Genomic DNA, 25,083 nt, shown 5'->3' with positions numbered 1-25,083 from the left:
TTTATTTTCCCAAACATTAATGCTATGTACAAGAAAAAAGACTGAGCATTTTCGCCCAGTCTTCCTCGATAGATCTGTTTTTATTAACGTTTACCTTTAATATAAGGTTGCCCACTAGCCTTTGGTGCATTTGCTTTACCGATAAACCCTGCTAATGCAAAGATTGTTAATACATACGGTAAAATTTGTAGGTAGACAGCAGGAATGTCTTGAATGTAAGGAATACCGCTTCCTGCAATACTTAACGTTTGTGCTACTCCAAAGAATAAAGCTGCACCTAATGCACCAATCGGATGCCATTTCCCGAAAATCATTGCTGCAATGGCCATAAAGCCTTGACCAGCAATTGTTGCATGTGAGAAATTAAGTGTAATCGATTGTGCATAAACTGCACCACCAAGACCACCTAATGCCCCAGAGATGACAACAGCAATATAACGCATTCTATTAACATTTACGCCCATCGTATCTGCAGCCATTGGATGTTCACCAACCGCACGTAAACGTAAACCAAATGGTGTTTTATAAATGATAAACCATGCCCCAATAGCTACTGCAAAAGCTAAAATTGACGTACTATAGACATCACGGAATAATAATGGACCAAGGAACGGGATATCCTCTAAATAAGGGATACCAAAACGGTCTATTGATTGGATAATCATATCCGTTTGACCTTTATCATAAATCATTTTTACTAAGAATACGGATACCGCTAAACCTAATAAGTTGATAGCAACCCCCGATACCGTTTGATCGGCACGGAAGGAAATAGACGCAACTGCATGGAGAAGCGAGAAGATTCCTCCAACAATGACAGCTGCCAGCATCGCCACCCAAATGGTTGCTTCACCGAATGTTGAAGCATATTCTAAATTGACATAAATACCAACAAATGCACCGACAATCATTAAACCTTCTAGTCCGATGTTTACTACACCAGAACGTTCAGAGAATACGCCACCGATTGCCGTAAAAATTAAAGGTGTTGCATAAAGAATTGCAGAAGGGATGATGAAATATAACATTTCTAAAAAGCTCATGTTATTGCCCCTCCTTTTTCTTGCTCAATTTTTGTAATGTTACTCGTATGATATAACCTGATGCTACAAAGAAAATAATTAACGCAATAATAATAGATACGATTTCCTCTGGAATACCCGCAGCATTTGGCATATTTAGCGCTCCGTATTTAAGTGAGCCGAATAATGAAGCCCCAAATACTACCCCTAGAGGTGTGTTGGCACCAAGTAAGGCAACGGCGATACCATCGAAACCTATACCAGTAAAGCCTGGTTTAATAGAGGCGTTTCCGAAAGTACCTAGTGCCTCCATCGCACCACCAAGACCTGCAAACATACCTGAAATCGTCATAGCTAAAATAATGTTTTTGTTAACGCTCATACCCGCATATTCTGCAGCATGCTTGTTAAATCCTACTGCTTTTAGCTCGTAGCCACGTGTAGTTTTTTCTAATATGAACCACATAACAACTACCATTAACAGTGCAACAATGATCCCATAGTGAAGACTTGAATTGTCTGTAAGCTCTCTTAAAAACGGAGAACGTAAAGAAGCCGATTCATGAATTCGTTCTGTTTTAAAGCCACCGTCGGACAATTTACTAATCACTGCATTCGCAATATAAAGCGCAGTATAGTTTAACATAATTGTCGCAATTACTTCGTGAACTTTAAATTTCGCTTTTAAGAAACCTGCAATAAAGGCCCAAAATGCACCAGCAGCTGCAGCCGCCAGTAATGCTAATGGTAAATGAATAACTTTAGGTAGTTCAAATGCATATCCTACCCAAGCTGCTGCTAGCCAACCCAAAATTAGCTGACCTTCAACACCGATGTTGAACAGTCCCGTACGGAAGGCAAATGCTACTGCAAGACCTGCCAAAATGTACGGTGTTATTTGACGAATTGTGTTCCCAATTGAATATGAATCTCCAAAAATACCTGTCCAAAGGGCCATATAACCTTGTACTGGGTCATAGCCGCTGACTAACATCACGATAGCCCCAACAATTAAACCGATAATGATAGAGATGATAGGAACGAGTATATTAATGACACGATTTGACATTAGTCGTTCCCCTCCTTCGCACCATGCATATTATTTTTACTACTTTGTCCTGCCATTAATAAGCCAAGCTCTTGTTCTGTTGTTTCTTTCGGATTTAACTCATCAACAATTTGACCATCATAAATTACAGCGATACGGTCCGAAACATTCATGACCTCATCTAATTCAAATGAAATTAATAGTACTGCTTTTCCTTTATCACGTTGCTCGATTAGGCGAGAGTGAATAAACTCAATAGCACCTACGTCAAGACCACGTGTTGGTAATGCCGCAATTAATAAATCTGGATTACGATCAATTTCACGACCGATAATTGCTTTTTGTTGGTTACCACCCGAAAGGGCACGTGCTGGTGTCATTTCACCATTACCAGTACGCACATCATACTCTTCGATAATTTGGCGTGCTTTTTCAGAGACCTTCTTGTAGTCCATAACAAAGCCCTTAGCGATTGGAGACTGGTAATATGTTTGCAGCGCGATATTATGACCAATTGGGAAATCTAATACTAAACCGTGCTTATGGCGGTCTTGTGGGATATGCCCAACGCCTTCCTCTGTAATTTTTCGAGGCTTCATATTTGTAATATCTTTGCCATTTAATTTAACGTTACCACTTTTAATTTTACGTAGGCCTGTAATCGCTTCGATTAATTCGGATTGTCCGTTACCATCAATACCAGCAATACCAACTATTTCACCTTTACGAACTTTTAAGTTTAAACCTTTTACTTTATCGATATTACGGTAGTCAGTAACAACCAAGTTCTCAATCGCAAGTACTTCATCAGTCGGTTTTGCTTCTGTTTTTTCAGTTTTAAATTCGACTTGACGACCTACCATCATTTCTGCTAATTGGTCAGGATTTGTTTCAACTGTTGTAACTGTTCCAATTCCTTCACCTTTTCGGATAATCGTCACACGGTCAGAGACTTCCATAATTTCTTTTAGCTTATGCGTAATTAAAATAATAGATTTACCCTCTGCAATTAGGCGTCGCATAATCTGAATAAGCTCTGTAATCTCCTGTGGTGTTAAAGATGCAGTCGGTTCATCAAAGATTAAAATTTCTGCACCGCGGTATAATGTTTTTAAAATTTCAACACGCTGTTGCATCCCCACAGTAATATCCTCGATTTTGGCATATGGATCAACATCTAAACCATATTTTTCAGAAAGTGCTTGTACTTTCTTTGCCGCATCTTTAATGTTAACAATCCCCATTTTTGTAGGTTCAGAACCTAAAATAATGTTCTCTGTCACTGTAAAATTTTCCACTAACATAAAGTGTTGATGGACCATACCAATCCCTAAATCATTGGCCACATTCGGGTTTGTAATTTTTACAGCCTTCCCACGAACTCGAATTTCGCCACCCTCTGGTTGATACAAACCAAAAAGGACGTTCATTAAAGTCGATTTACCTGCACCATTTTCGCCTAGCAATGCATGGATTTCGCCTTTTTTCAGTTGGAGGGTGATGTTATTATTCGCCACGAAACCACCGAATTCTTTTCGGATCCCTAGCATCTCAATCACGTATTCCAATTTTGTCACTCCCTTAATAGGACTTTTGTAAAAATAAAATTTGCGGTTCGTATTAATATCTGCCGCTTTGACTTTTGGTGCAGATAAGTAATACGTCCAAGTTTTTGAAATGTTATTTAGATTTGTTTGAGACAACATTAATTTGATATTAATAAACTAGTCTACTAATCTAAATGCTAGCCATGATCACTGTTAGCCCAACGTTTTTCACATCGTACAACATTGACTTCAGCCAAAGGTTTTATCTTCTTTCAGTGGGTATTATGAAACCCAATTAACCATAAACTCACGTATATCTTAACCCAACAATAGAGGTAGATATCTTCTGAATGAAGAAAAATTAATACAGGAAAGGTCATCGTTAGAAACCTTTCTTCTATTAACTTGTTACCATCATTACTATTCTTACGATAAACTCATAGAAAAATTACTACCTCTATGGTAAATAAAAATATAGTCTAATTGAGTATTGCAAATAGTCAAAATATAACGATAGATTGAAAAATCATCATAAGGGTCTTCTAAAAGCCCCTTATGATGATCAAAAGATGAATTATTTTTTCACTTTTTCTGGAACTTTAATTTCACCTTTAGCAATTTTTTCTTTATATTCGTCAATAACAGCTTGAACATCTGCTGGGATTGCACCACGAGAATCTGCAAGTTTCACGCCGTCTTCAGCTAAACCATAAGTAAGCGTTTGGCCACCTGGGAATTCACCGTTTTTCGCTTTATTTGAGATATCTACAACTGCTGTGTTAACACCTTTTAACATAGAAGTTAAAGTTACATTTGTTTTATCGTCAATTTTACCTTCTTCGTATTGGTCAGCGTCTACACCAATTACCCATACATTTGCATTAGGGTCTTTTTTCTTACGTTCTTTTGCCTCAGAGAATACACCGTTACCAGTTGCACCAGCAGCGTGGAAGATAACATCTACACCTGAAGAGTACATGCTGTTTGCAGTAATTTTACCAAGGTCAGCTTTATCGAATGCACCAGTGTATTTTGATTGGATATCGATATCTGGATTTACAGCTTTTGCACCTTCAACGAACCCAGCCTCGAAGCGGTTGATAACTGGAATATCTACGCCACCTACGAAACCGATTTTCCCTGATTTAGACATTTTCGCAGCAGCTACACCAGCTAAGAAAGCACCTTCTTGTTCTTTGAACATTACAGATACTACGTTATCTGCCTTTACTTCAGCATCGATTAATGCAAAATTCTTGTCTGGGTTTTCTGAAGCAATAGCTTCAACTGCGTCAGCCATCATGAAACCGATACCATAAACTAAATCGAAGTCTCGACGGATTAAGTTGTTTAAGTTCGTTTCATAATCTGCGTCTGTCTTTGATTGTAAGTAGTCGAAGCCACCATCACCTTTTTCTAGGCCATGTTCTTTACCATAAGCTTGAACACCTTCCCAAGCAGATTGGTTGAATGATTTATCATCGACGCCACCTACGTCAGTAACCATTGCTACTGAGAACGCTTCTTCTTTGTTGTTTTCGCCTGATGTTGCATTTTCATTTTCTTTTGCAGGTTTCTCTTCGTCTTTCGCACCACATGCACCTAGGATTGCACTAGCTGCTAAAACTGATGTTAATACTAAGCCAAATTTACGTTTTTTCATTTTGATAACCCCCCAAAGGTAATGTAATTAGCAGGAAAAATATTTAGAAATGTTCTACACCCGTTTACGAACTACATGGAAGCTGAATTTATCAGCTCTGAAATAATTTTTTGAATATAACACTACTTGATCATGATCATCGTAGTGCAACTGCTTTAATACTAAAAGAGCTGTTTCACGGCCACAATTTAAAATCGGTGATGCTTGCTCATGATACCCAACTGGATCAATATATGTCACAGCATAGGCAACATGAATTTTACCGGATTGTTCAAGTGCCGAGAAAAGTGAAACTTCTTTTTTTTCTACAAAGTCAGTTGGCAGAAAGCTTGCAGGTAGTCTGTCAATGCAGTATACTACTGGTTCACCATCTGCTGTTCTGACACGTTCAATCGTGAGTATTTTATCTCCGCCATCACATTGGAAGCGTTTTAAATCTTCCTCAGAAGGTATGTTTTCCGTCGCTTTTAAAAAGCGGGAACCGGGTTCCATACCTGCTGCCTCGATCATAGAAGAAATGCTTGATAAATGTTCGATACCTGAAGTAAACAATGGCTTTGGGTTTACAAACGTCCCCACCCCATGTCGACGCACAATAACATTTTCTTCTTCCAACAGCCGTAGCGCTTCTCTAAGTGTTGCTCGACTTACTCCTAGTGATTTCGATAATTCAAACTCTGAAGGCAGCTTTTCATTTTCTTTAAAAACGCCTGTATCAATGTCAGATTTTAAACGATCAATTACTTGAAGATAGAGATGACGATGATCTGCTTTAATAGTCACATATATCACCACCAAAATCAGAGATCAGACATCTGATGTACAACATTCCTACTAATCGTTCATAAATATAACATTTTTGCAGAATGAAATAAACAGTTTTAAATAAAATCTGTTATAGAATTCACCCATTCTCCATAACCTTTTCAAATTAATAGACAAATATACAATATTATCCACTAATTTGTCATTATTTTGGCATTAATTATCATATTGATGAATGAGCACTTGACGAGGTTTACTCCCCTCTGAAGGCCCGACAATACCGCGTTGTTCCATTTGATCAACAATACGTGCAGCTCTTGAATAGCCGATACGGAAGCGTCGCTGCAACATGGAAACAGAAGCTGTCTGCATACTTACCACTAATTGCACAGCTTCATCAAATAACTCATCCGTTTCCTCTAAAATGGTTTCTTCTTCGGTCGGTATCATCTCTTCCTGATACTGCGCCTTTTGCTGTTCTATAACAAAATTAACGACCGATTCAACTTCTTGATCTGATAAAAAGGCACCTTGCACCCTTTTTGGTTTAGATGCACCCGCAGGTAAAAACAGCATATCTCCTCGACCGAGTAAACGCTCTGCTCCCCCCATATCTAATATCGTTCTTGAATCAATTGCTGACGATACCGCAAAGGCAATGCGCGAAGGTATATTTGCTTTAATAACACCTGTCAAGACATCTACACTTGGTCGTTGAGTTGCAATTATTAAATGGATCCCTGCAGCACGTGCCATTTGTGCTAAACGTGTAATAGAATCCTCCACATCACTTGATGCAACCATCATTAAGTCCGCTAACTCATCTACAATTACCACAATATAAGGTAATTTCGGATGTTTTTCATCAGTTTGCTCATTTACCTTTTGTACATGGCCATTATAGCCCTCAATATTACGTGTACCTGTATGAGAAAATAAATCGTAGCGGCGTTCCATTTCTGACACTACTTTCTTTAGTGCCTGAGACGCTTTGCGTGCATCTGTAACTACTGGTGCCAGTAAATGCGGAATTCCGTTATAGACATTTAATTCCACCATCTTTGGGTCAATCATCATGAGTTTTACTTCATGAGGTTTCGTACGCATTAGTATGGACACGATAATACCATTTATACAGACACTTTTCCCACTGCCGGTTGAACCTGCAACAAGTAAATGCGGCATTTTATTAAGCTCAGCAAGTACAGCTTGCCCTGTAATATCACGACCAAATGCAACTTGCAATAACGCTTCCGGCTTTGCTCCATCTTTAGATTCTAACACTTCACGCAGTGTGACAATGGCTACCTCACTATTCGGTACTTCAATGCCGATTGCAGACTTTCCAGGAATAGGTGCCTCCATACGAATATCCTTCGCGGCAAGTGCTAAGGCAAGATCATCCTGTAAGTTTACAATTTTACTTACTTTCACGCCCACGTCTGGTAGTATTTCATATTTCGTTACAGCCGGACCTAAATGAACTTGCGTTACTTTGGCCTTTACACCAAAGCTTTGCAAAGTTTGCTCAAGTTTTTTTGCATTTGCTTGAATAACAGAATATTCACCACTTTGGTCATGTTGTGGTGGTAATTGTAATAAACTATACGAAGGAAGTTGATAATCTGCATTTTCTACAGCATCTGCCCCTTGAATATGGACATCATCAACTATCTCTCCATGTTCAACATCTTCATTTTCAGCAGTTGCAAATACTTCTCGTTCATGGGATACATTTTGAGTAAAAGCAGAAATAATTGGTTCATGAGAAACCTCTTCCTCTTCTTCCTCATGTATCTCAGGTGTCTGATTGACAGCAGCAATTTCATCCTTGCTTTCTACTTTCGAACGACGATTTTTAGGTTTCTTTGGCACATTTTTTTTCTTTTCACGATGTTTCTTTTGCCATTTGCCAAAAAGGTCGGGCATTTTGTCCGCTAAATATGGAACAAGCGCCTTTCCTGTTACTAAAATTAACCCAACAAAGAAAATAACCCACGCAACGACCTTCGCTCCTGTTGCCTCAAATAATACATGTAGCGCACTAAATAACAGTGCACCAATCATACCACCACCAAGTGCATCACTTCGATGAATGACACCCTCTGTATTAATTAAAATTCGCCAAGACTCTCGCAAAACAGAATCCGATAATAAACCACCCGATTTCGATAATTGTTCAAAAAGAATACCATGACTAAAAATGGTTAAACTCATAACGATTAGGAACATACCTACTATTAGACGATCTTTCATGCTTACTTTTTTTTGACCAATCATAAGCAACAATGCAACAAATATAAGCATAAATGGCACAGCAAAATGTATATTTCCAAAAAGAAACATTGCTATTGTTTGCAGGACACGTCCAATCATGCCATATTCAAAAATCATAATAACCGCTATCGCAATTAAGATGAGTCCTAAAATTTCATACATAAGCGGGTGCATTTCTTTTTTTTCTGTTGTTGCTTTTCCTTTAGTGATTTTTCGCTTTTTACTAGTCGCCATCTATTCCACCTTCTTTTGCAGTCCATTCTATATATGTAGCGAATAATAACATGTAGAACTTGATTATTTCAAAAAAAAGGCTCATTACCATAAAGCGGGGTTTATTTCCGTTCAGGCTAGGTATTTTCCTGTTGTCGTCAGGGCAACAGATGTTTTCTGTAGCGACAAATACAATCCCCAACTTTTAGTAACGGGCCAAAAAAAGGATTTTCCACCGTTCACATTCGGCTAGAAAATCCTTTTTCATTCATTTCTTACTCAAAGCTTCAACGATGAGTTATTTTTAATATTCCATAATGATTGGGATAATCATTGGGCGGCGCTTTGTTTTTTGGAATAAATACGTATTCAGTGTATCTCGAATTTCTTGTTTTATGTTTGTCCATTCAAACGTATCTTTACCCACGTATTTTTCAATAACATTTTTAGCAATATCAGAAGCTTCCACCATTAATTCCTCTGATTCGCGTACATATACGAAACCACGCGATAAAATTTCTGGACCAGATGCAATTTTCTTTTGAGCACGATTTAATGTTACTACAACAATGAAAATACCATCTTGTGATAATAACTTACGATCACGTAGTACAATGTTGCCTACATCGCCAACACCAATACCGTCTATCAAAATATTACCAGCTTGTACACGACCACTCATTCGCATTTTACCATTTTTGTACTCTACAATATCACCTTTATCAGCGATAAAAATTTGTGATTTTTGCATTCCTAGCTGTTGAGCAAGCTTAGAGTGAGCAATTAGCATGCGGTATTCACCTTGCACAGGGATAAAGTACTTTGGTTGCATTAAGTTAAGCATTAACTTTAAATCCTCTTGGCTACCATGACCTGACACATGTACATTTTTGCTAGATGTCAGAATTTCAGCACCAGCTTTTGCGATGGAGTTCATCGTATTAGCCATCTGTACTTCCATACCTGGAGATGGTGTAAAAGTAATTAACACTGTATCATCTTTCTTAATTTTAATGTCTCGGTGATGTTTACGGACAATTTTTTCTAATGCATCAAGTGGCTCCCCTTTATTACCTGTTGCAATAATAATAATCTCATCATCTTGATACTTTTGCATTTCTGAGATAGGGATGATTGTATCTTCCTCTACCGTTAAGTAGCCTAGCTGTGCACCTAAATCCACAGCTTTCTCTAAAGGTTTTCCTACAATGACTACTTTACGGAACGATTTTTGAGCTTGTGTAAATACTTGTTGAATACGAATAAAATTCGATGCATAAACAGCAACTAAAATACGACCTGGCGCTGAATGGAATGTTTTTGATAATTGCTCTTCAATCACAATCTCAGATGTCGTATAGCCTGGTCGTTCAGCTTCACACGACTCAGATAGCAGAATAAATACGCCCTCTTCCCCTAACTGTGCCATTTTTGCTAAATCAGGCTTAAATTTACCTGTCGCTGATTGATCGAATTTAAACTCACCTGTATGAACAATTGCTCCTTCAGATGTATGGAACACTACCCCTAACGAATCGGGAATACTATGTGTTGTATGGAAGAATGTCACATACGTTGAATTAAAATTCATACGACTACGGTTTGTAACCTCAAAGAATTTCACCTGATGTGGTGCAGGTAAATCCTTTAAATGTTCTTTTGCAAGTGCAATTGTTAATTTTGACCCGTACACTGGCGCTTTCAATTTTTGTAACACGTAGGCAATCGAGCCAATTGCATCTTCATGACCATGCGTTAAGAAAATCCCTTTTACACGATCTTTATTTTCCTCTAAGTACGCAATATCTGGAATGACGATATCAATGCCCAACATTTCGTCTTCAGGGAACATTAAGCCGCTATCGACTACAAATAGCTCTTCATCAATTTCTACTACGTACATTGCTTTCCCAATTTCGCCCACGCCACCAAGTGGGATGATGCGAATTAATTCATTTTTCTTTTTTGTCAATTTATTTCCTCCTAAAAAATATCCCGAACAGCAACCACTTAACATTCATTATACGATTTGCAAAGCTTTTGCACAAATTAAAAATACATGTTTTGTAATGGGAACAGAAAATAATTGCGAATTTATATTACCATTAGGTGGAAACGAATGTAGGAATATAGTGTATTGAAGGGTCTAAATTTTGTCTTTTAAATGCAAAGACTACTTAAAGTAAGCTGGATTTATCATCGCTAGGATGTCCATATGCTTTTGCCTAGATGGTACTAGCACCTGAACAGTTTAATGTTACTTGAGCAGATCTCCCTTTCTACATGAGCGAATTTGGCACTACCTGGGCAGAGTTCCTTCCTACCCGAACAGATTTGAGCCGTTGTTTGAGCGATTTTAACGTTCTATTCCTAAAAAGAAAAAAGACTTTAGACAAACCCAAATTTCAAGTTTGTCTAAAGTCTAAAGGGGCTAATATGAATTAGCCCCAATTACAATTTAGCTAAAGCTACTTATTTTTCTAAAACTTCTTGCCTTTTCTTGATACGTATCCCAAATTTGGTCAAAGGTTACTTTTTCTTCATCCGTCATTTCCATCATGGGCAGACGAACATTGATTGTATCAAAGCCTAATTTGGTCATCGCATATTTTACAGGCGAAGGGTTTGGTTGTGCGAACAGCGCACGTACAAGTGGTAGTAATGCTCGGTGAATTTTGGCTGCTAGCTCGTGATTACCTTCTTCAAACGCTTTAATCATTAATTGCATATCATTTCCAACGACATGGGCAGCCACTGAAATAATGCCCGCTCCGCCTATTGCTAGTAGTGGAAGTGTTAAACCATCATCCCCACTATACACTAAGAAATTATCTTCTGAATCAACATTTTCAATAATATCGCCCATTTGAACTAAATTGCCGCTCGCTTCTTTTATCCAAGCAATATTATGAATTTTACTTAAAGCAACGGATGTTTCATAGTCAACATTAACGCCTGTGCGTCCTGGTACATTATACAGCATGACAGGTAAACTTGTTTCCTTAGCAATTGTTTCAAAGTGTGCAAAAATACCACGTTGATTTGGCTTATTATAATATGGTGCTACAAGCATAATACCATCTGCACCATTTTCTTCAGCCTTGTGCGTCATTGCAATAGAGTAAGCAGTTTCGTTATCCCCTGTACCTGCAATAACGGGTACACGACCTGCTACTTTCTCTACTGTAAAGCGAACAACTTCAATTTTTTCTTCTGTGGACATAGTTGGATTCTCAGAGGTTGTGCCACATGCAACAATACAATCTGTACCATTATCAATCAAATGATTAATAATACGTTCTAGTTCTGGATAATTAATCGTGCCATCTTCTTTGAACGGCGTAATCATTGCCGTACCAATTCGACCTAAATTCATCCTTACACCCCTCTTATAGTAAGTTATCCTCAAGCAATGCTTCTGCAATTTGGATTGAGTTCAATGCAGCGCCTTTCAATAGATTGTCGGAAACGATCCATAGGTGGAATCCTTTGTTGTTGTCTAAATCTTGACGGATACGTCCTACAAAAGTAGCATCTTCCCCTTCTGCATAGATAGGCATTGGGTAAGTTTGTGTTGCAATATCATCTTGTAATATCACACCTGGTGCACTGCGTAATACTTCAAAAATCTCTTGTACCGTTGCTTCTTTTTCTAACTCAATATAAACAGATTCAGAATGTCCTGAAACGACTGGCACACGAACGCAAGTTGCAGCTACTTTAAGTTCTGGTGCATGCAAGATTTTCTTCGTTTCATTAATCATCTTCATTTCTTCATATGTAAAGCCATTGTCTGTAAATTTATCAATTTGCGGAATGACATTACGAGCGATTGGATAATGACGTTTGTCACTACCAGAAGGCAAAATATTTGCTGCTACATCCTTACCTGCATCCCAGTTTTCACTTTGTGCCTTTAATTCCTGTATAGCAGAAACACCTGCACCTGAAACTGCTTGGTATGTCGATACGATAATTTTTGTTAAGCCAAATGCATTACGAATAGGTTCAAGTGCTGCCATCATTTGAATGGTAGAGCAGTTTGGATTCGCAATAATTCCTTTATGCTTAGCAAGATCACCTCGATTTACTTCAGGTACAACTAGTGGCACCTCTGGATCCATGCGGAAATGGCTCGTATTATCGATCACTACTGCACCGCGTTTTGCCGCTTCTGGTGCAAGCACAGCTGAGACCGAACCACCAGCTGAGAATAAAGCGACATTCACGCCCTCAAAAGCTTCAGGTGTCGCTTCTTCTATTGTATAGGTCTTACCATTAAACTCGATCGGTTTTCCTGCTGAACGAGCAGAAGCTAAAAACTTAATATCTCCGATTGGAAAATTACGTTTAATTAGTTGCTCCATCATTTTTGTTCCTACTGCTCCTGTTGCCCCAACTACTGCAACTGTTAACTGCTTTGTCATCTATCATCTCTCCTTGAGTACAAGTTACATAATGTGTGCTATTGTATCATAAAAATACTGAAAATTGTGTGTAATTCATGAATTATTTTAAATATTGTATCAACAGGGGTTGTAATTGCTTTTTCTCAGTAATCGCTTCGTGAACAGTGCCGACCATTTGTTCAAAATCAGCAATCAAAGAATTGGGTTTTGAATGTGGTGAGTCCTGCCCAAATGGAATAAAGTAAATGTTTTTGGTATTTAGCAGTTTCATAATATTCAAGCCATTTAAGCCAAGAGCATCATTTGTTGAAATACCTAGAATAACAGGCGAACCATTACGCAACGTTGCCTTAGCAGCCATTAACACCGGGCTATCTGTTGCTGCATTAGCAAATTTACTAATACTATTACCTGTCATTGGTGCTATAACCATCGCATCAAGTGGATTAGATGGTCCGAATGGTTCTGCCTCTTTAATAGAAGAAATAACCTTTTCACCAGTCAATTCTTCTATTTTTGCGATCCACTCTTCCCCAGTACCAAAACGCGTCGCTGCATGTAAAACGGAGTGCGTAATGATTGGGATAACTGTTGCCCCTACATCTATAAAGTTTTGAATTTTAGGTACTACATCCTCATACGTACAGTGCGAGGCTGTAATACCTAAACCAATTCGTTTCCCCGTTAACAATTTTCTTCCTCCTCTATTGCCTTGCACAGTATTGTAGCCGCATCATGTGCAAAGTATTTCCCGGGTAATGACGGCAATAGCACGTACGTTTGTAGTTGATCAGCGTCTATATCTAAACATCCAGGCTCCGAAGCCAAATCATATAACACAGTCGGGACATGCTCTTGGAATGATTCAGTAATCCACTTAGCTGGAATTGTATTTATAAAAATCCCATCACTAATTGACCACTTGCGATCATCTAAATTCGTAGCTCTATAACCATATGCTTTCGCTTCACTCACTTGTACAACCGAACGCGCTACAATATGGACATTAGCGCCCATCTTGACGAGTAAAGATGCGAGCATTTTGGCGGTGCGCCCAAACCCTGCGATAGTAAAGTTTTGTCCGTAAATACATTTCTGCTCGAGACCGTAAAACGTGGCGATAAATCCCTCCGCTGTTAATCTTGCATTTTGCCAAATAAAAGATTCTTGCTGCAAATAGCAATTTGTTTCATTTTTCTCAAGTAAATGCTTCCAATGCATCGTCAAACGCCCTGTATAAAATTTAACTTGTGATATGCCATATAGTTGCTCTACTTCAATTTTTAGTGGAAGAATAGGCAGAATAATTCTATTCGGTTGGAATTCTAATACAAGCTTATTTAACTCCTCATTCCAAACTGACGTTCTTTTATAAAATACTGTTCTCGATGGGCTTCTTAGCATTGTAGCTAATTCCTTTAATCTTAGATCTTCACCGATAACTAGCCATTTTTCGTTTTTCAAAAACTCACCTCACTGTAAAAATTCTGACTGTACCGTCGTTGTTTTGTTAAATAAAATCCGATCTTCACCAATTAGTATAATTTCATGCCAAGGGATCATTTCACTAACTTTCACTTTCTTTTTTTGGAATGGCAATTTATCTTTAACAATTTCAAAGCCATGTATCTTTCCTGTTTGCACATCTAGGAGACATTCCGTATGTGCCAGTATGCCAAAGTGTACGCCACCTTCAACTTGAATTAACTCTTTATCTACCATCTCTGATAGTAACATGCCTCATCTCCCTCCTTGAACCATTACCTCAATATATGCCGAGTTTTTGCAATTCGTGACCCCTACCCAAAGTACGAAATGGTGTCGGGATTTACTAAAAATAGAAAATGGCGAAATTTTGCTAATTGGTAAGGATGTTGTCGAACATGAATTATCGATAAAAAACGACATCGGTGTGGTTTTTGACGATTTTCATGTACCTGATACGCTCAATGTGACGCAACACGACAAAATTACGAGAAAGTATTTAAAACATGGGATTCAGACTATTATTTTGAGTGATTAGCACAATTTAAAATTCCAGAGAGGAAAAAGGTAAAAGAATTATCTCGAGGGATGAGGATGAAGCTGTCCTTTGCATTAGCACTGTCACTTTTAGATGAACTAACAAGTGGACCAGACCCGATTATGAAAGTGAAGATGGTACTGATTTATGAATAAGGCATATTTAAAGGAAGAAATGAGGAAGTAAACATAATACCAGAACACGCTATTATAAGAAAGCGTAATGGAGCCTTTGGAATATCCACAAGCAAAAAAATCTATAGTTTCCTTAACGAGAAAAGGTTGCCTAAATGGGCAACCTTTTTTACGCTTCAGGGCCAATAATTGAAATGGCTGGCTCAGCTTTCAAGATTTTTGCTATTAAACGATCTACTGATTCCATTGAGACTGCATCGATTGACGCTAATACTTCGTCTACTGATCGATGTTTACGATGCACTAATTCACTTGTACCGTTACGATTCATACGCGCTCCTGTCCCCTCTAGACCGAGCACAAAACTCCCCTTAAGTTGCTCTTTCGCATTATCCAGTTCTTCCTCTGTTACGCCACCTGCTACGATATCAAGTAATGTCGCATCAATTGTATGCTGAAGCTGTGATAATTGCTGACGACTTGTACTGCCATAAATCGTAAATGCTCCAACATCAGCATAACAAGATTGGTAAGAAAAAATGGTATAAGCTAAACCACGTTCCTCACGTACTTCTTGGAACAATCGAGAGCTCATATTACCACCAATAATATTATTAAGTGCTATAAAGCTATACATATCTGGATCCTTTACACCAATTGCTGGATAAGAAATGGCCAAATGCGCTTGCTCCGTATCGCGAGTTTTTGAAATCTCTCCTGGATAAAAATCAGGATTCGAAAGCACAGGCTCAACCGCAAATGAAGATGGCTGATATTGGCCAAATAAGTCTTCAATTGTTTGCATAAGCTTTGCAGAAATATTTCCCGCTATTGAAATAACAACTGATTCTGGACCATAATGTTTAGCCATATAGTTACGTATCTTATCTGCTGTAAATGTTTGTAAAGTAGCCGCAGTTCCTAGAATTGGACGACCGAGTGCATCGTTTGGATACATAACTTCCCATAGTTTTTCATGGACATCGTCATCAGGTGCATCTTCACTCATTAATATTTCTTCTAGCACAACTTGTCGTTCTTTCTCTAATTCTTCATCTGCAAACGTAGAATTAAAGAACATATCTGCTAATATTGTGACTGCAAGCTCAGCATGATGGTCTAAAACCTTTGCATAATAACAAGTGTTTTCCTTGGATGTAAAGGCATTTAACTCCCCACCAATTCGGTCAAATTCTTCAGCAATTTGACGAGCTGTTCTAGTTTTAGTCCCTTTAAAAAGCATATGTTCTATAAAATGTGTAATGCCATTTTCCTCAGGAAGCTCATAACGAGATCCCGCATTAACAAAAATACCCAGCGCAACAGACCTTACATGATCGATTTGCTCAGAGACAATACGCACACCATTCTGACATGTATGTACTTGTACCAAAAAATCTCCCCCCATAAACATTGCTTGATTTAAAAAAGGCTACGCATTATACGCAGCCTTTTCTACAATTTATTATTTATCTTGCTCAGCGCGTTCTTTTTCCTCTTGTATAACTACTTTACGAGATAAATTCACACGACCTTGCTTGTCTATTTCAATAACTTTTACAAGTAATTGATCGCCAAGTTTCAATACATCTTCAACTTGTTTTGTACGTTCTTCTTGAATTTCAGAGATGTGAAGTAAGCCATCTTTACCTGCGAATATTTCACAGAACGCACCGAATTTTTCAATACGTTTAACTGTTGATAAGTAATACTCGCCAACTTTTGCTTCACGTACGATATCTTCGATAATTTGTTTTGCACGAGCGTTCATTTCTTCATCTGCAGAAGAGATGTAAATTGTACCATCTTGCTCTGTATCAATTTTTACGCCAGTTTCTTCAATAATTTTGTTAATTTGTTTACCACCAGGTCCGATGACATCGCGAATTTTATCAGGATTAATTTTCACGATTACAATTTTCGGTGCAAATGCAGATAATTTTTCACGTGGTTGTGCAAGAGTAGCAATCATTGATTCTAAAATGTGCATACGGCCAATTTTAGCTTGTGTTAATGCTTCTTCTAAAATATTGCGTGATAAACCATCAATTTTAATGTCCATTTGAAGTGCTGTTACACCTTTAGCTGTACCAGCAACTTTAAAGTCCATATCTCCAAGGTGGTCTTCCATACCTTGAATATCAGTTAAAATAGAGTAATGTTCGCCTTTTTTAATAAGACCCATTGCAATTCCTGCTACAGGTGCTTTTAATGGAACACCAGCATCCATCATCGCTAACGTTGAAGCACAGATAGAAGCTTGCGATGTAGAACCGTTTGACTCAAGTACTTCTGATACACAACGGATTGTATATGGGAATACAGATTCGTCTGGAATAACCGCATCAAGAGCACGTTCTCCTAGTGCACCATGACCGATTTCACGACGACCTGGTCCACGAATTGGTCCAGTTTCCCCTACAGAGAATTGCGGGAAGTTATAGTGATGCATAAAGCGTTTTGATTCTTCCACACCTAAACCGTCGATAATTTGTACATCACCAAGTGCACCTAATGTACAAATAGAAAGTGCTTGTGTTTGTCCACGCGTAAATAATGCTGAACCGTGAGTACGTTGTAATAAGCCTGTTTCAGAAGAAAGTGGACGAATTTCGTCTAACTTACGACCATCTGGACGAACCTTATCTTCTGTGATTTGACGACGTACTTCGTCTTTAACCATTTTATCTAGAATTGTATAAACTTGCTTCATTGTTACTTCATCCGCTTCTTGCTCTTCATAAGAAGCAATAATACGGTCTTTTACCGCTTGAATAGCCTCATCACGTGCATGTTTTTCTGCAGTTTGAATGGCATCATGCATGTCAGTCTCACAAGCAGCTTTTATATCTGCTTGAATCGCTTCATCAATTTCAAATAATGTTACCGGTAATTTTTCTTTCCCTACTTCTGCAACAATTTGCTCTTGGAAAGCAATAATTTTTTTGATTTCTTCATGACCGAACATAATGGCTTCTAACATCACTTCTTCTGGTACTTCTAGTGCACCTGCTTCAACCATGTTGATAGCATCCTTGTTACCTGCTACAGATAAATGGACTGTTGATTGATTAGATTGTTCCACTGTTGGGTTCACAATAAATTTATCGTCAATATATCCAACTTGTACACCTGCAATCGGTCCGTCGAATGGAATATCCGAGATAGCTAACGCTAATGATGAACCAAGCATTGCAGCCATTTCAGACGTGCAATCCGAATCGTTAGACATAACCATTGAAATCACTTGTACTTCATTACGGAAACCGTCTGGGAACATCGGGCGAATTGGACGGTCAATTAAACGGCTTGCTAGTATTGCTTTTTCAGATGGACGTCCTTCACGCTTAATAAAGCCTCCAGGAATTTTACCTGCTGCATATAAACGTTCTTCGTAGTTTACTGTTAATGGGAAGAAATCAAGTGGTTTCGGTGATTTTGACATTGTTGCTGTTGAAAGTACAGATGTATCACCATAGCGTACTAATACGGCCCCATTTGCTTGTTTCGCTAACTGTCCAACTTCAATTACAAGTGGACGGCCAGCCCATTCATAGGAATAGACTTTCTTTTCGTTCATTCAATGAACCCCTCTCTATTATAAAAACACTTACTTCGTCTGTATGTACTAATAGTAAGTGTACCAAAAATGCTTGTTCTATGCTAAATATTTCATGAAATAATCATACATTTAAATTCAGTTATTGCCAATTTATTTAGGATTTATTTCTGTATTTTATTGAAACAGTGTTTTTTAACTTGATTTAATAGAGAAACTATTAAGATTCACGCCATATACGCTTGTTTTCAAAGCTTGTCATCTTCTCATTGTTTATAAACATAAAGAAAAAGCGGGATTAATCCCGCTTTTCGATTGACAATTAGCGACGTAAGCCTAAACGAGTGATTAGTTCACGGTAACGTTGTACGTCAGTTTCACGAAGATATTTTAATAAGTGACGGCGACGACCTACCATTTTAAGAAGACCACGCTCAGAGTGGAAATCTTTTTTGTGTGTACGTAAGTGAGCATTTAGGGCGTTAATTTCCTCTGTTAATACTGCAACTTGTACTTCTGGAGAACCAGTATCACTTTCGTGAGTACGGAACTCAGCAATAATTTCGTTTTTACGTTGTTTTGAAATAGCCATTTGTATGGACCTCCTAAATAATTGTTAATCCCCATTAGCACAGTACACGTTGGAGTTATCGATATACCGAGCTAAGGTTAAGCATATTATGCACTTATGAATGTTACCATAAATCAAAAGGTCAAGCAAGCATTAACGTAAGCCTATTCATATGCTAAAGCAGATTTAATAACTAACTGAATTTGGCACTACTTCATTTAGATTGTTGTTGAAACACGTTAAAATATTCAATTGCTTCCTGTTTATCTTTTTCGATTTGTGCTTTTAATGCTTCAATACCATCGAATTTTCGTTCACTTCTTATACGTTTATACCAAGCGACATGCACTTCTTCACCGTAGATATTTTTTTCGAAGTTTAATATATGGACTTCGATGGACAATTGCTTGTCGTTTGGATCTTTAAATGTTGGTTTATAGCCTACATTACATACACCATCATACCAGTTATTTTGTACACGTAAACGAACCGCATACACACCGCTTGCTGGAATATAAGTACCCTCTAATGCTTGAACATTTGCAGTTGGGAAACCTATTGTACGTCCTCGCTTATCACCATGGACAACGATACCCGTAATTTCAAATGGTCGTCCTAAAAGCAATCTTGCTTCTTCCATATCTCCCTCTTGCAAAAGCTTACGGATACGTGTAGAGCTAATTTTTTCGATGTTGTCGGTTTTCTTGTCAACAACCGTCACACCATAATCGCCATTACTCAATGTACGCATATCTTCCATTGTGCCTTTACCAAAAGCACCAAAAGAATAATCAAAGCCAGCTGTAACATGTTGGATGTTCAACTCACGAATAAATGTATCAATAAATGCAACAGGTGAGAGCTTTGCAAAATCAGATGTGAAATGTACAACAAATACTGTATCTACACCTTGTTCTTCAAAAAGCTGTAATTTCTGCTGTAGTAACGTAATATAAAAAACCTTTTCGTTACGTCCGCCTAACACTACAGAAGGATGTGGATCGAATGTCATAACAGCTGTTGGAATTTGACGCTTGTCTCCTTCTTCCTTCGCTGCTTTAATAACTGCCTGATGCCCTCTATGTACACCATCAAAAAAGCCAAGTGCCAATGAATAGGGCTGCATGCTTTCTCGTTGCTGTAGTTGATGTGGGTATTTTAAATGAATGACCTCCATACAAAAAATCCTCCTACTCTATCGTCGGAAACATCTTATGTGGCTTCATAAACCCTTCCTTTGTAGGATGGGCTTGATACACCGCAATTGCTTTCCCATTGATTCCAAAAACAATTTTATCATGTATCTTTAATAATGCATCTGCGGGAAGCACTTGTCCATTGAAAATTTCTTTTTCATTAGCAGAAGTGATCTCAATGTATGGATAATCTGTTAGTGCATACTCAACTGGTAAAATGCATGTATCGATTTGTTCAGCCTCCATCAGCTCAGCAACTTGCGCCAATGTAAAGCAATTTTCTTGCGTAAATGTACCTGAGGCTGTGCGTACGAGCTCTTTCATATGTGCAGGATAGCCAAGTGCTTCTCCGATTTGCACAGCTAGTGTACGAATATACGTCCCTTTACTACATGCTATTCGGACTGGAAATACAATGTCTTGACCTTCATATATTTCTACATCTTCTAGCAACTCTAATGCATAAATAGTAACCTGACGTGAGGGTCTTTCAACAATTTCACCTTTTCGAGCATATTCGTAAAGGCGTTTACCATTTACTTTGACCGCTGAAAACATTGGTGGCGTTTGAGTAATGACACCTGTTAACGAAGCTAAAACTTCTTGCAATTGAGTACGTGTGAACTTTTTAATCGTATGATCTTGCTCAACCGTTTCTCCTTCTGCATCCTCAGTTGTCGTTGTACGTCCAATTGAAATCACGGCTTCATAGGTTTTTCCTGCATCCGTTAAATATTCTGCAATACGTGTTGCTTGACCTATACAAATCGGAAGAACACCCTCTACACCTGGGTCAAGCGTGCCTGTATGTCCTACTTTTTTAGTACGTAAAATTTTTCGCAATTTAAAGACGCAATCATGACTCGTCATGCCACGTTCCTTCCACAGCGGTAAAATACCGTTCATAAATTTCCTCCTAAAATCAATTCGTTTTTCGTATATTTAATTTTTGCTTCATTTTATCTATAGCATTTCTATGAATGTAAAAAGTCTGCCTGCATAAACATGCATTTGGCAGACTTTTTATGTTAGGCTTATTCTTTGTGTAAATTACGTAGCAATGAATCAATACGGTTCCCATATTCAATCGATGAATCGAATTCAAAGATTAGTTCTGGTGTACGACGTAAACGGATTCGTGTACCGATTTCTGAGCGAATGAAACCAGAAGCCTTTACTAAAGCTTTTAGTGTTTCCTCTTTTTCACGTTCATTGCCTAGAGTTGTAATATAAATGGTCGCTTGCTGTAAATCACCTGTTACCTCAACACCAGTAACAGTAACGAAACCAACACGCGGATCTTTTATTTTACGTCCAATAATATCACCAAGCTCTTTTTTCATTTGCTCAGCGACACGGTTTGAGCGTAGAGACATAGTTTGTCACCTCAATTTCGATGTACAGATAGTTGTGTCCTTCACTTGCACAAATATTTACTCGCAAGGTAAGGGTTAATCACGTATAACACAACATCTTTTGTTACTTATAAATAGTCTCGCCACACATTTAGCTGTTCCCATGATGGATTTGACTGTAAGTAATGGAGCGCATGATTAATTTCCCGCTCTGCTGCTTCTTTTGATGAAGAAACAGCAACAAGCGCTAATTTGGTGCGTTGCCATACATTTTGATGGTCAATTTCCGCAATGGATACATTAAATTTTTGCTTCGTGCGGGTAATCATACGCTGTAGAACAGCACGTTTTTCCTTCAACGAATGGGCAGTTTGAATAATAAATTCAACCTCTGCATAAACAATCATTATACGCGTTTAACTTCTTCCATAATGTAGGCTTCAATAATGTCGCCTTCTTTAATATCGTTGAAGTTTGTAATTGTAATACCACATTCGTAACCTTTTGCAACTTCTTTAACTTCGTCTTTGAAACGTTTTAGTGTATCTAATTCACCTTCAAAAATTACTACATTTTCGCGGATTATACGTACGCCAGAATCACGAGTTACTTTACCTTCTGTTACGTATGAACCAGCAATAGTACCAACTTTTGATACTTTAATTGTTTGTCGAACTTCTGCTTGACCAATAATTTTTTCTACGAATTCTGGATCAAGCATACCTTTCATTGCTTGTTCAATTTCCTCGATTACTTTATAGATAATGCGGTGTAGACGAATATCCACGCCTTCTTCTTCTGCTGCACGTTTTGCATTGATATCTGGACGAACGTTGAAGCCAATAACAATTGCATTTGAAGCCGCTGCAAGAGAAATATCTGATTCTGTAATCGCCCCAGCACCAGTGTGAATAATTTTCACGTTTACGCCTTCAACATCAATTTTCATTAATGATGCAGCCATAGCTTCTACAGTACCTTGAACATCAGCTTTAACAATTAAGTTAAGCTCTTTCATTTCGCCTTGACTCATTTGTTCGAATAAGTTATCAAGCGTTACACGTTGCTTTTCTGAGCGTTGTGCTTGAATTGCTGACATTGCACGAGTTTCACCAACTTGGCGTGCTGTTTTTTCGTCTTCAAAGACAACGAAACGGTCACCAGCTTGTGGTACTTCATTTAAACCTGTGATTTCTACTGGTGTTGATGGTCCAGCTTCTTTCACACGACGACCTTTATCATTTACCATCGCACGTACTCGACCAAAAGTATGGCCAACAACAATTGGATCCCCAACTTTTAATGTTCCATCTTGTACTAAAAGTGTTGCAACAGAGCCTCGACCTTTATCTAGCTGCGCTTCAATTACTGTACCAAGTGCTAAGCGATCAGGGTTTGCTTTTAATTCTCCAACTTCAGCGACAAGTAAAATCATTTCAAGTAATGTGTCAATGCCTTCACCTTTTAATGCTGAGATTGGTACGAAAATAGTCTCTCCGCCCCAAGCTTCCGGAACTAGACCATGCTCCGTTAACTCTTGCATTACACGGTCTGGATTAGCTGATGGTTTATCCATTTTATTGACTGCAACGATAATTGGTACTTCTGCTGCTTTTGCGTGGTTAATCGCTTCTACTGTTTGTGGCATAACGCCATCATCCGCAGCTACCACTAAAATTGTTAAGTCTGTTACTTTCGCACCACGTGCACGCATTGTTGTGAAAGCTGCGTGTCCTGGTGTATCAAGGAACGTAATTTTTTTGTCGCCTTCAGTTACTTGATAAGCACCGATATGCTGAGTAATACCTCCAGCTTCTCCAGCTGTAACTTTTGTATTGCGAATAGAGTCTAATAATGTAGTTTTACCATGGTCAACGTGCCCCATTATTGTCACTACAGGAGGACGTTCTGATAAGTCCGCCTCGTTAACTTCTTCTGTTTGCTCGAAGTGTGTTTCTAAATCCGTAATATCTACACGAATTTCTTCTTCAACTTCTACACCATAGTCTGCGCAAATTAATTCAATTGCATCCTTATCTAATTCTTGGTTAATTGTTGCCATTACACCAAGCATAAATAATTTTTTAATAATTTCTGATGGTTCACGGTGCAGTTTTTTTGCTAATTCTGCTACTGATAGTGATTCAACAAAAGTAATTTTTTCTGGTAATTCCTTTTGTTTCACTGGTAGACTTGGTTGATGTGTTTTTGGATGGCGTCGTTTTCCGCCGTGAATTCCTGGTTTTGGACGTTGGTTGTAACCACCGCCACCTCTGCGATTATTATTATTATTGTTATTATTATTATTTTGTGTCATATTTCGATTTTGGTTACCTTTTATATTCTTAGATTTTTCGTTAGACGAATTTGAGTTTTGATGCGTTTGTTGCTGATTATTAACTTTAGGCTTAGAAGTAGCAGATTGCTGCCTTTGCCCTTCTTGCTTTTTCACCGATTGCTGTGGTTTTTGTTGGCCATTAGCTTGTGATTTTTGCGATACGTTTTGAGTAGGTTTCTTCACTTCTTTTGTAACTTTAAATGATTGGTTTAACTTTGATACTATGTCTTTTTCTAACATTGACATATGATTTGTTACACTTACATTTAATTGATTTAGTGCGTCAATAACCTCTTTACTCGTTTTATTCACTTGTTTCGCATATTCATGAACTCTGATTTTGGTCATCTGCTCACCCCCGATTATTTTTCGTTGAGTAGACTAGACAATTTGCTTGCAAAACCTTTATCGGTAATAGCTAAAGCCACTCGGGCCTCCTTACCTGTAGCATGTCCTAGATCATAACGATCACCAATTACATGATACTCAACGTTATAGTACGTGCATTTATCTTGAATTTTTTTGCTAGAGTTTTTAGAAGCATCGTTTGCAAGCAGTACTAGCTTAGCATTCCCATTGCGGACTTCCTTTACTACTAACTCTTCTCCTGATATAACTTTACGTGCTCTTGCCGCTATCCCAAGCAAATTAAACACTGCTTGATTCATCATATAATAGACTCCCTACGAATTAGCAAAATAAGCTCATCGTAGATTTCTTCAGGGATTTTCACATCAAGTTGGTGCCCTAAAACATTTTTCTTTCGGGCAATTTCAATCGCCTTTTCCGATTTAGAAACATAGGCACCACGTCCGGGTTTTTTTCCGGAAACATCAACACTTACCTCGCCCTCTTTCGAACGAACGACACGAATCATTTCCTTCTTAGGTAGCATTTCTCCAGTAGCTACACATTTTCGAAGAGGTACTTTTTTATTAATAGCCATAAGAATCACCTTTCCTC

Annotated in this window: 22 protein-coding genes; all 22 read right to left on the bottom strand. The window is 38.2% G+C overall.

Going from position 1 to position 25,083, the window contains the following annotated elements; translation table 11 throughout:
• Window positions 1-83: 83 nt before the first annotated feature.
• Complete coding sequence (locus tag AB9L17_RS05995; RefSeq protein ID WP_223552630.1) at window positions 84-1,043, bottom strand: ABC transporter permease; 960 nt, start codon at window positions 1,041-1,043, stop codon at window positions 84-86.
• A 1-nt stretch (window position 1,044) separates the two neighbouring features.
• Window positions 1,045-2,091, bottom strand: coding sequence for an ABC transporter permease (locus AB9L17_RS05990; protein WP_375200200.1), 1,047 nt, complete (start codon window positions 2,089-2,091; stop codon window positions 1,045-1,047).
• Window positions 2,091-3,638 (bottom strand): ABC transporter ATP-binding protein, encoded by a 1,548-nt coding sequence (locus AB9L17_RS05985; RefSeq protein ID WP_375200199.1) that lies wholly within the window; start codon window positions 3,636-3,638, stop codon window positions 2,091-2,093. The genes AB9L17_RS05990 and AB9L17_RS05985 overlap by 1 nt, the downstream gene beginning before the upstream one ends.
• Before the next feature lie 553 nt (window positions 3,639-4,191).
• Window positions 4,192-5,280 carry a BMP family lipoprotein gene (locus tag AB9L17_RS05980; protein ID WP_375200198.1) on the bottom strand — a complete coding sequence of 363 codons (1,089 nt, stop codon included), beginning with the start codon at window positions 5,278-5,280 and terminating at the stop codon, window positions 4,192-4,194.
• Between the two features lie 54 nt (window positions 5,281-5,334).
• Complete coding sequence (locus AB9L17_RS05975; protein ID WP_068983103.1) at window positions 5,335-6,063, bottom strand: GntR family transcriptional regulator; 729 nt, start codon at window positions 6,061-6,063, stop codon at window positions 5,335-5,337.
• Window positions 6,064-6,261: 198 nt separating this feature from the next.
• On the bottom strand, window positions 6,262-8,556 hold the full coding sequence (locus tag AB9L17_RS05970; protein WP_375200197.1) for an FtsK/SpoIIIE family DNA translocase: 2,295 nt from the start codon (window positions 8,554-8,556) through the stop codon (window positions 6,262-6,264).
• Between the two features lie 283 nt (window positions 8,557-8,839).
• A complete protein-coding gene (locus AB9L17_RS05965; RefSeq protein ID WP_068983105.1) occupies window positions 8,840-10,507 on the bottom strand; it encodes a ribonuclease J in 1,668 nt (555 codons plus the stop codon).
• Between the two features lie 486 nt (window positions 10,508-10,993).
• Window positions 10,994-11,911: a 4-hydroxy-tetrahydrodipicolinate synthase gene (gene dapA / locus AB9L17_RS05960; RefSeq protein WP_375200196.1), complete on the bottom strand. Its 918-nt coding sequence runs from the start codon at window positions 11,909-11,911 to the stop codon at window positions 10,994-10,996.
• Window positions 11,912-11,924: 13 nt separating this feature from the next.
• The gene (locus AB9L17_RS05955; protein ID WP_068983107.1) at window positions 11,925-12,962 is read right to left on the bottom strand and encodes an aspartate-semialdehyde dehydrogenase; all 1,038 of its coding nucleotides are present in this window, start codon (window positions 12,960-12,962) and stop codon (window positions 11,925-11,927) included.
• An 82-nt stretch (window positions 12,963-13,044) separates the two neighbouring features.
• Window positions 13,045-13,635 (bottom strand): dipicolinate synthase subunit B, encoded by a 591-nt coding sequence (locus AB9L17_RS05950; protein WP_068983108.1) that lies wholly within the window; start codon window positions 13,633-13,635, stop codon window positions 13,045-13,047.
• A complete protein-coding gene (locus AB9L17_RS05945) occupies window positions 13,629-14,408 on the bottom strand; it encodes a dipicolinate synthase (RefSeq protein WP_068983109.1) in 780 nt (259 codons plus the stop codon). Before AB9L17_RS05945 ends, AB9L17_RS05950 begins: the two co-directional genes overlap by 7 nt.
• A gap of 9 nt (window positions 14,409-14,417) precedes the next feature.
• Window positions 14,418-14,681 carry a sporulation protein, YlmC/YmxH family gene (locus tag AB9L17_RS05940; RefSeq protein ID WP_053594254.1) on the bottom strand — a complete coding sequence of 88 codons (264 nt, stop codon included), beginning with the start codon at window positions 14,679-14,681 and terminating at the stop codon, window positions 14,418-14,420.
• A 589-nt stretch (window positions 14,682-15,270) separates the two neighbouring features.
• On the bottom strand, window positions 15,271-16,494 hold the full coding sequence (locus AB9L17_RS05935; RefSeq protein WP_223552624.1) for a M16 family metallopeptidase: 1,224 nt from the start codon (window positions 16,492-16,494) through the stop codon (window positions 15,271-15,273).
• A 72-nt stretch (window positions 16,495-16,566) separates the two neighbouring features.
• The gene (gene pnp / locus AB9L17_RS05930) at window positions 16,567-18,681 is read right to left on the bottom strand and encodes a polyribonucleotide nucleotidyltransferase (RefSeq protein WP_223552623.1); all 2,115 of its coding nucleotides are present in this window, start codon (window positions 18,679-18,681) and stop codon (window positions 16,567-16,569) included.
• A gap of 301 nt (window positions 18,682-18,982) precedes the next feature.
• Window positions 18,983-19,252: a 30S ribosomal protein S15 gene (rpsO, locus tag AB9L17_RS05925; protein WP_068983113.1), complete on the bottom strand. Its 270-nt coding sequence runs from the start codon at window positions 19,250-19,252 to the stop codon at window positions 18,983-18,985.
• A 193-nt stretch (window positions 19,253-19,445) separates the two neighbouring features.
• A complete protein-coding gene (ribF, locus tag AB9L17_RS05920; protein ID WP_068983114.1) occupies window positions 19,446-20,408 on the bottom strand; it encodes a riboflavin biosynthesis protein RibF in 963 nt (320 codons plus the stop codon).
• 13 nt (window positions 20,409-20,421) lie between these two features.
• On the bottom strand, window positions 20,422-21,333 hold the full coding sequence (gene truB, locus AB9L17_RS05915; protein WP_223552622.1) for a tRNA pseudouridine(55) synthase TruB: 912 nt from the start codon (window positions 21,331-21,333) through the stop codon (window positions 20,422-20,424).
• 128 nt (window positions 21,334-21,461) lie between these two features.
• Window positions 21,462-21,803, bottom strand: a complete 342-nt coding sequence (gene rbfA, locus AB9L17_RS05910) for a 30S ribosome-binding factor RbfA (protein ID WP_068983116.1) — start codon at window positions 21,801-21,803, stop codon at window positions 21,462-21,464.
• Window positions 21,804-21,910: 107 nt separating this feature from the next.
• A complete protein-coding gene (locus AB9L17_RS05905; RefSeq protein ID WP_004225006.1) occupies window positions 21,911-22,189 on the bottom strand; it encodes a DUF503 domain-containing protein in 279 nt (92 codons plus the stop codon).
• Entirely contained in the window at window positions 22,189-24,468 is a 2,280-nt protein-coding gene (gene infB / locus AB9L17_RS05900) for a translation initiation factor IF-2 (RefSeq protein ID WP_375200195.1), read from the bottom strand. The genes AB9L17_RS05905 and infB overlap by 1 nt, the downstream gene beginning before the upstream one ends.
• Window positions 24,469-24,482: 14 nt before the next feature.
• Window positions 24,483-24,791, bottom strand: a complete 309-nt coding sequence (locus AB9L17_RS05895; protein WP_068983118.1) for a YlxQ family RNA-binding protein — start codon at window positions 24,789-24,791, stop codon at window positions 24,483-24,485.
• Window positions 24,788-25,066: an RNase P modulator RnpM gene (gene rnpM, locus AB9L17_RS05890; protein WP_068983119.1), complete on the bottom strand. Its 279-nt coding sequence runs from the start codon at window positions 25,064-25,066 to the stop codon at window positions 24,788-24,790. Before rnpM ends, AB9L17_RS05895 begins: the two co-directional genes overlap by 4 nt.
• Between the last annotated feature and the right edge of the window lie 17 nt (window positions 25,067-25,083).

The sequence above is a fragment of the Lysinibacillus sp. RS11 genome (assembly GCF_042019215.1).
In the GTDB taxonomy this organism is placed as follows: Bacteria; Bacillota; Bacilli; order Bacillales_A; family Planococcaceae; genus Lysinibacillus; species Lysinibacillus xylanilyticus_A.
The sequence above is the reverse complement of the archived record's forward strand: the minus strand, read 5'-3'. Positions and strand labels throughout refer to the sequence as shown.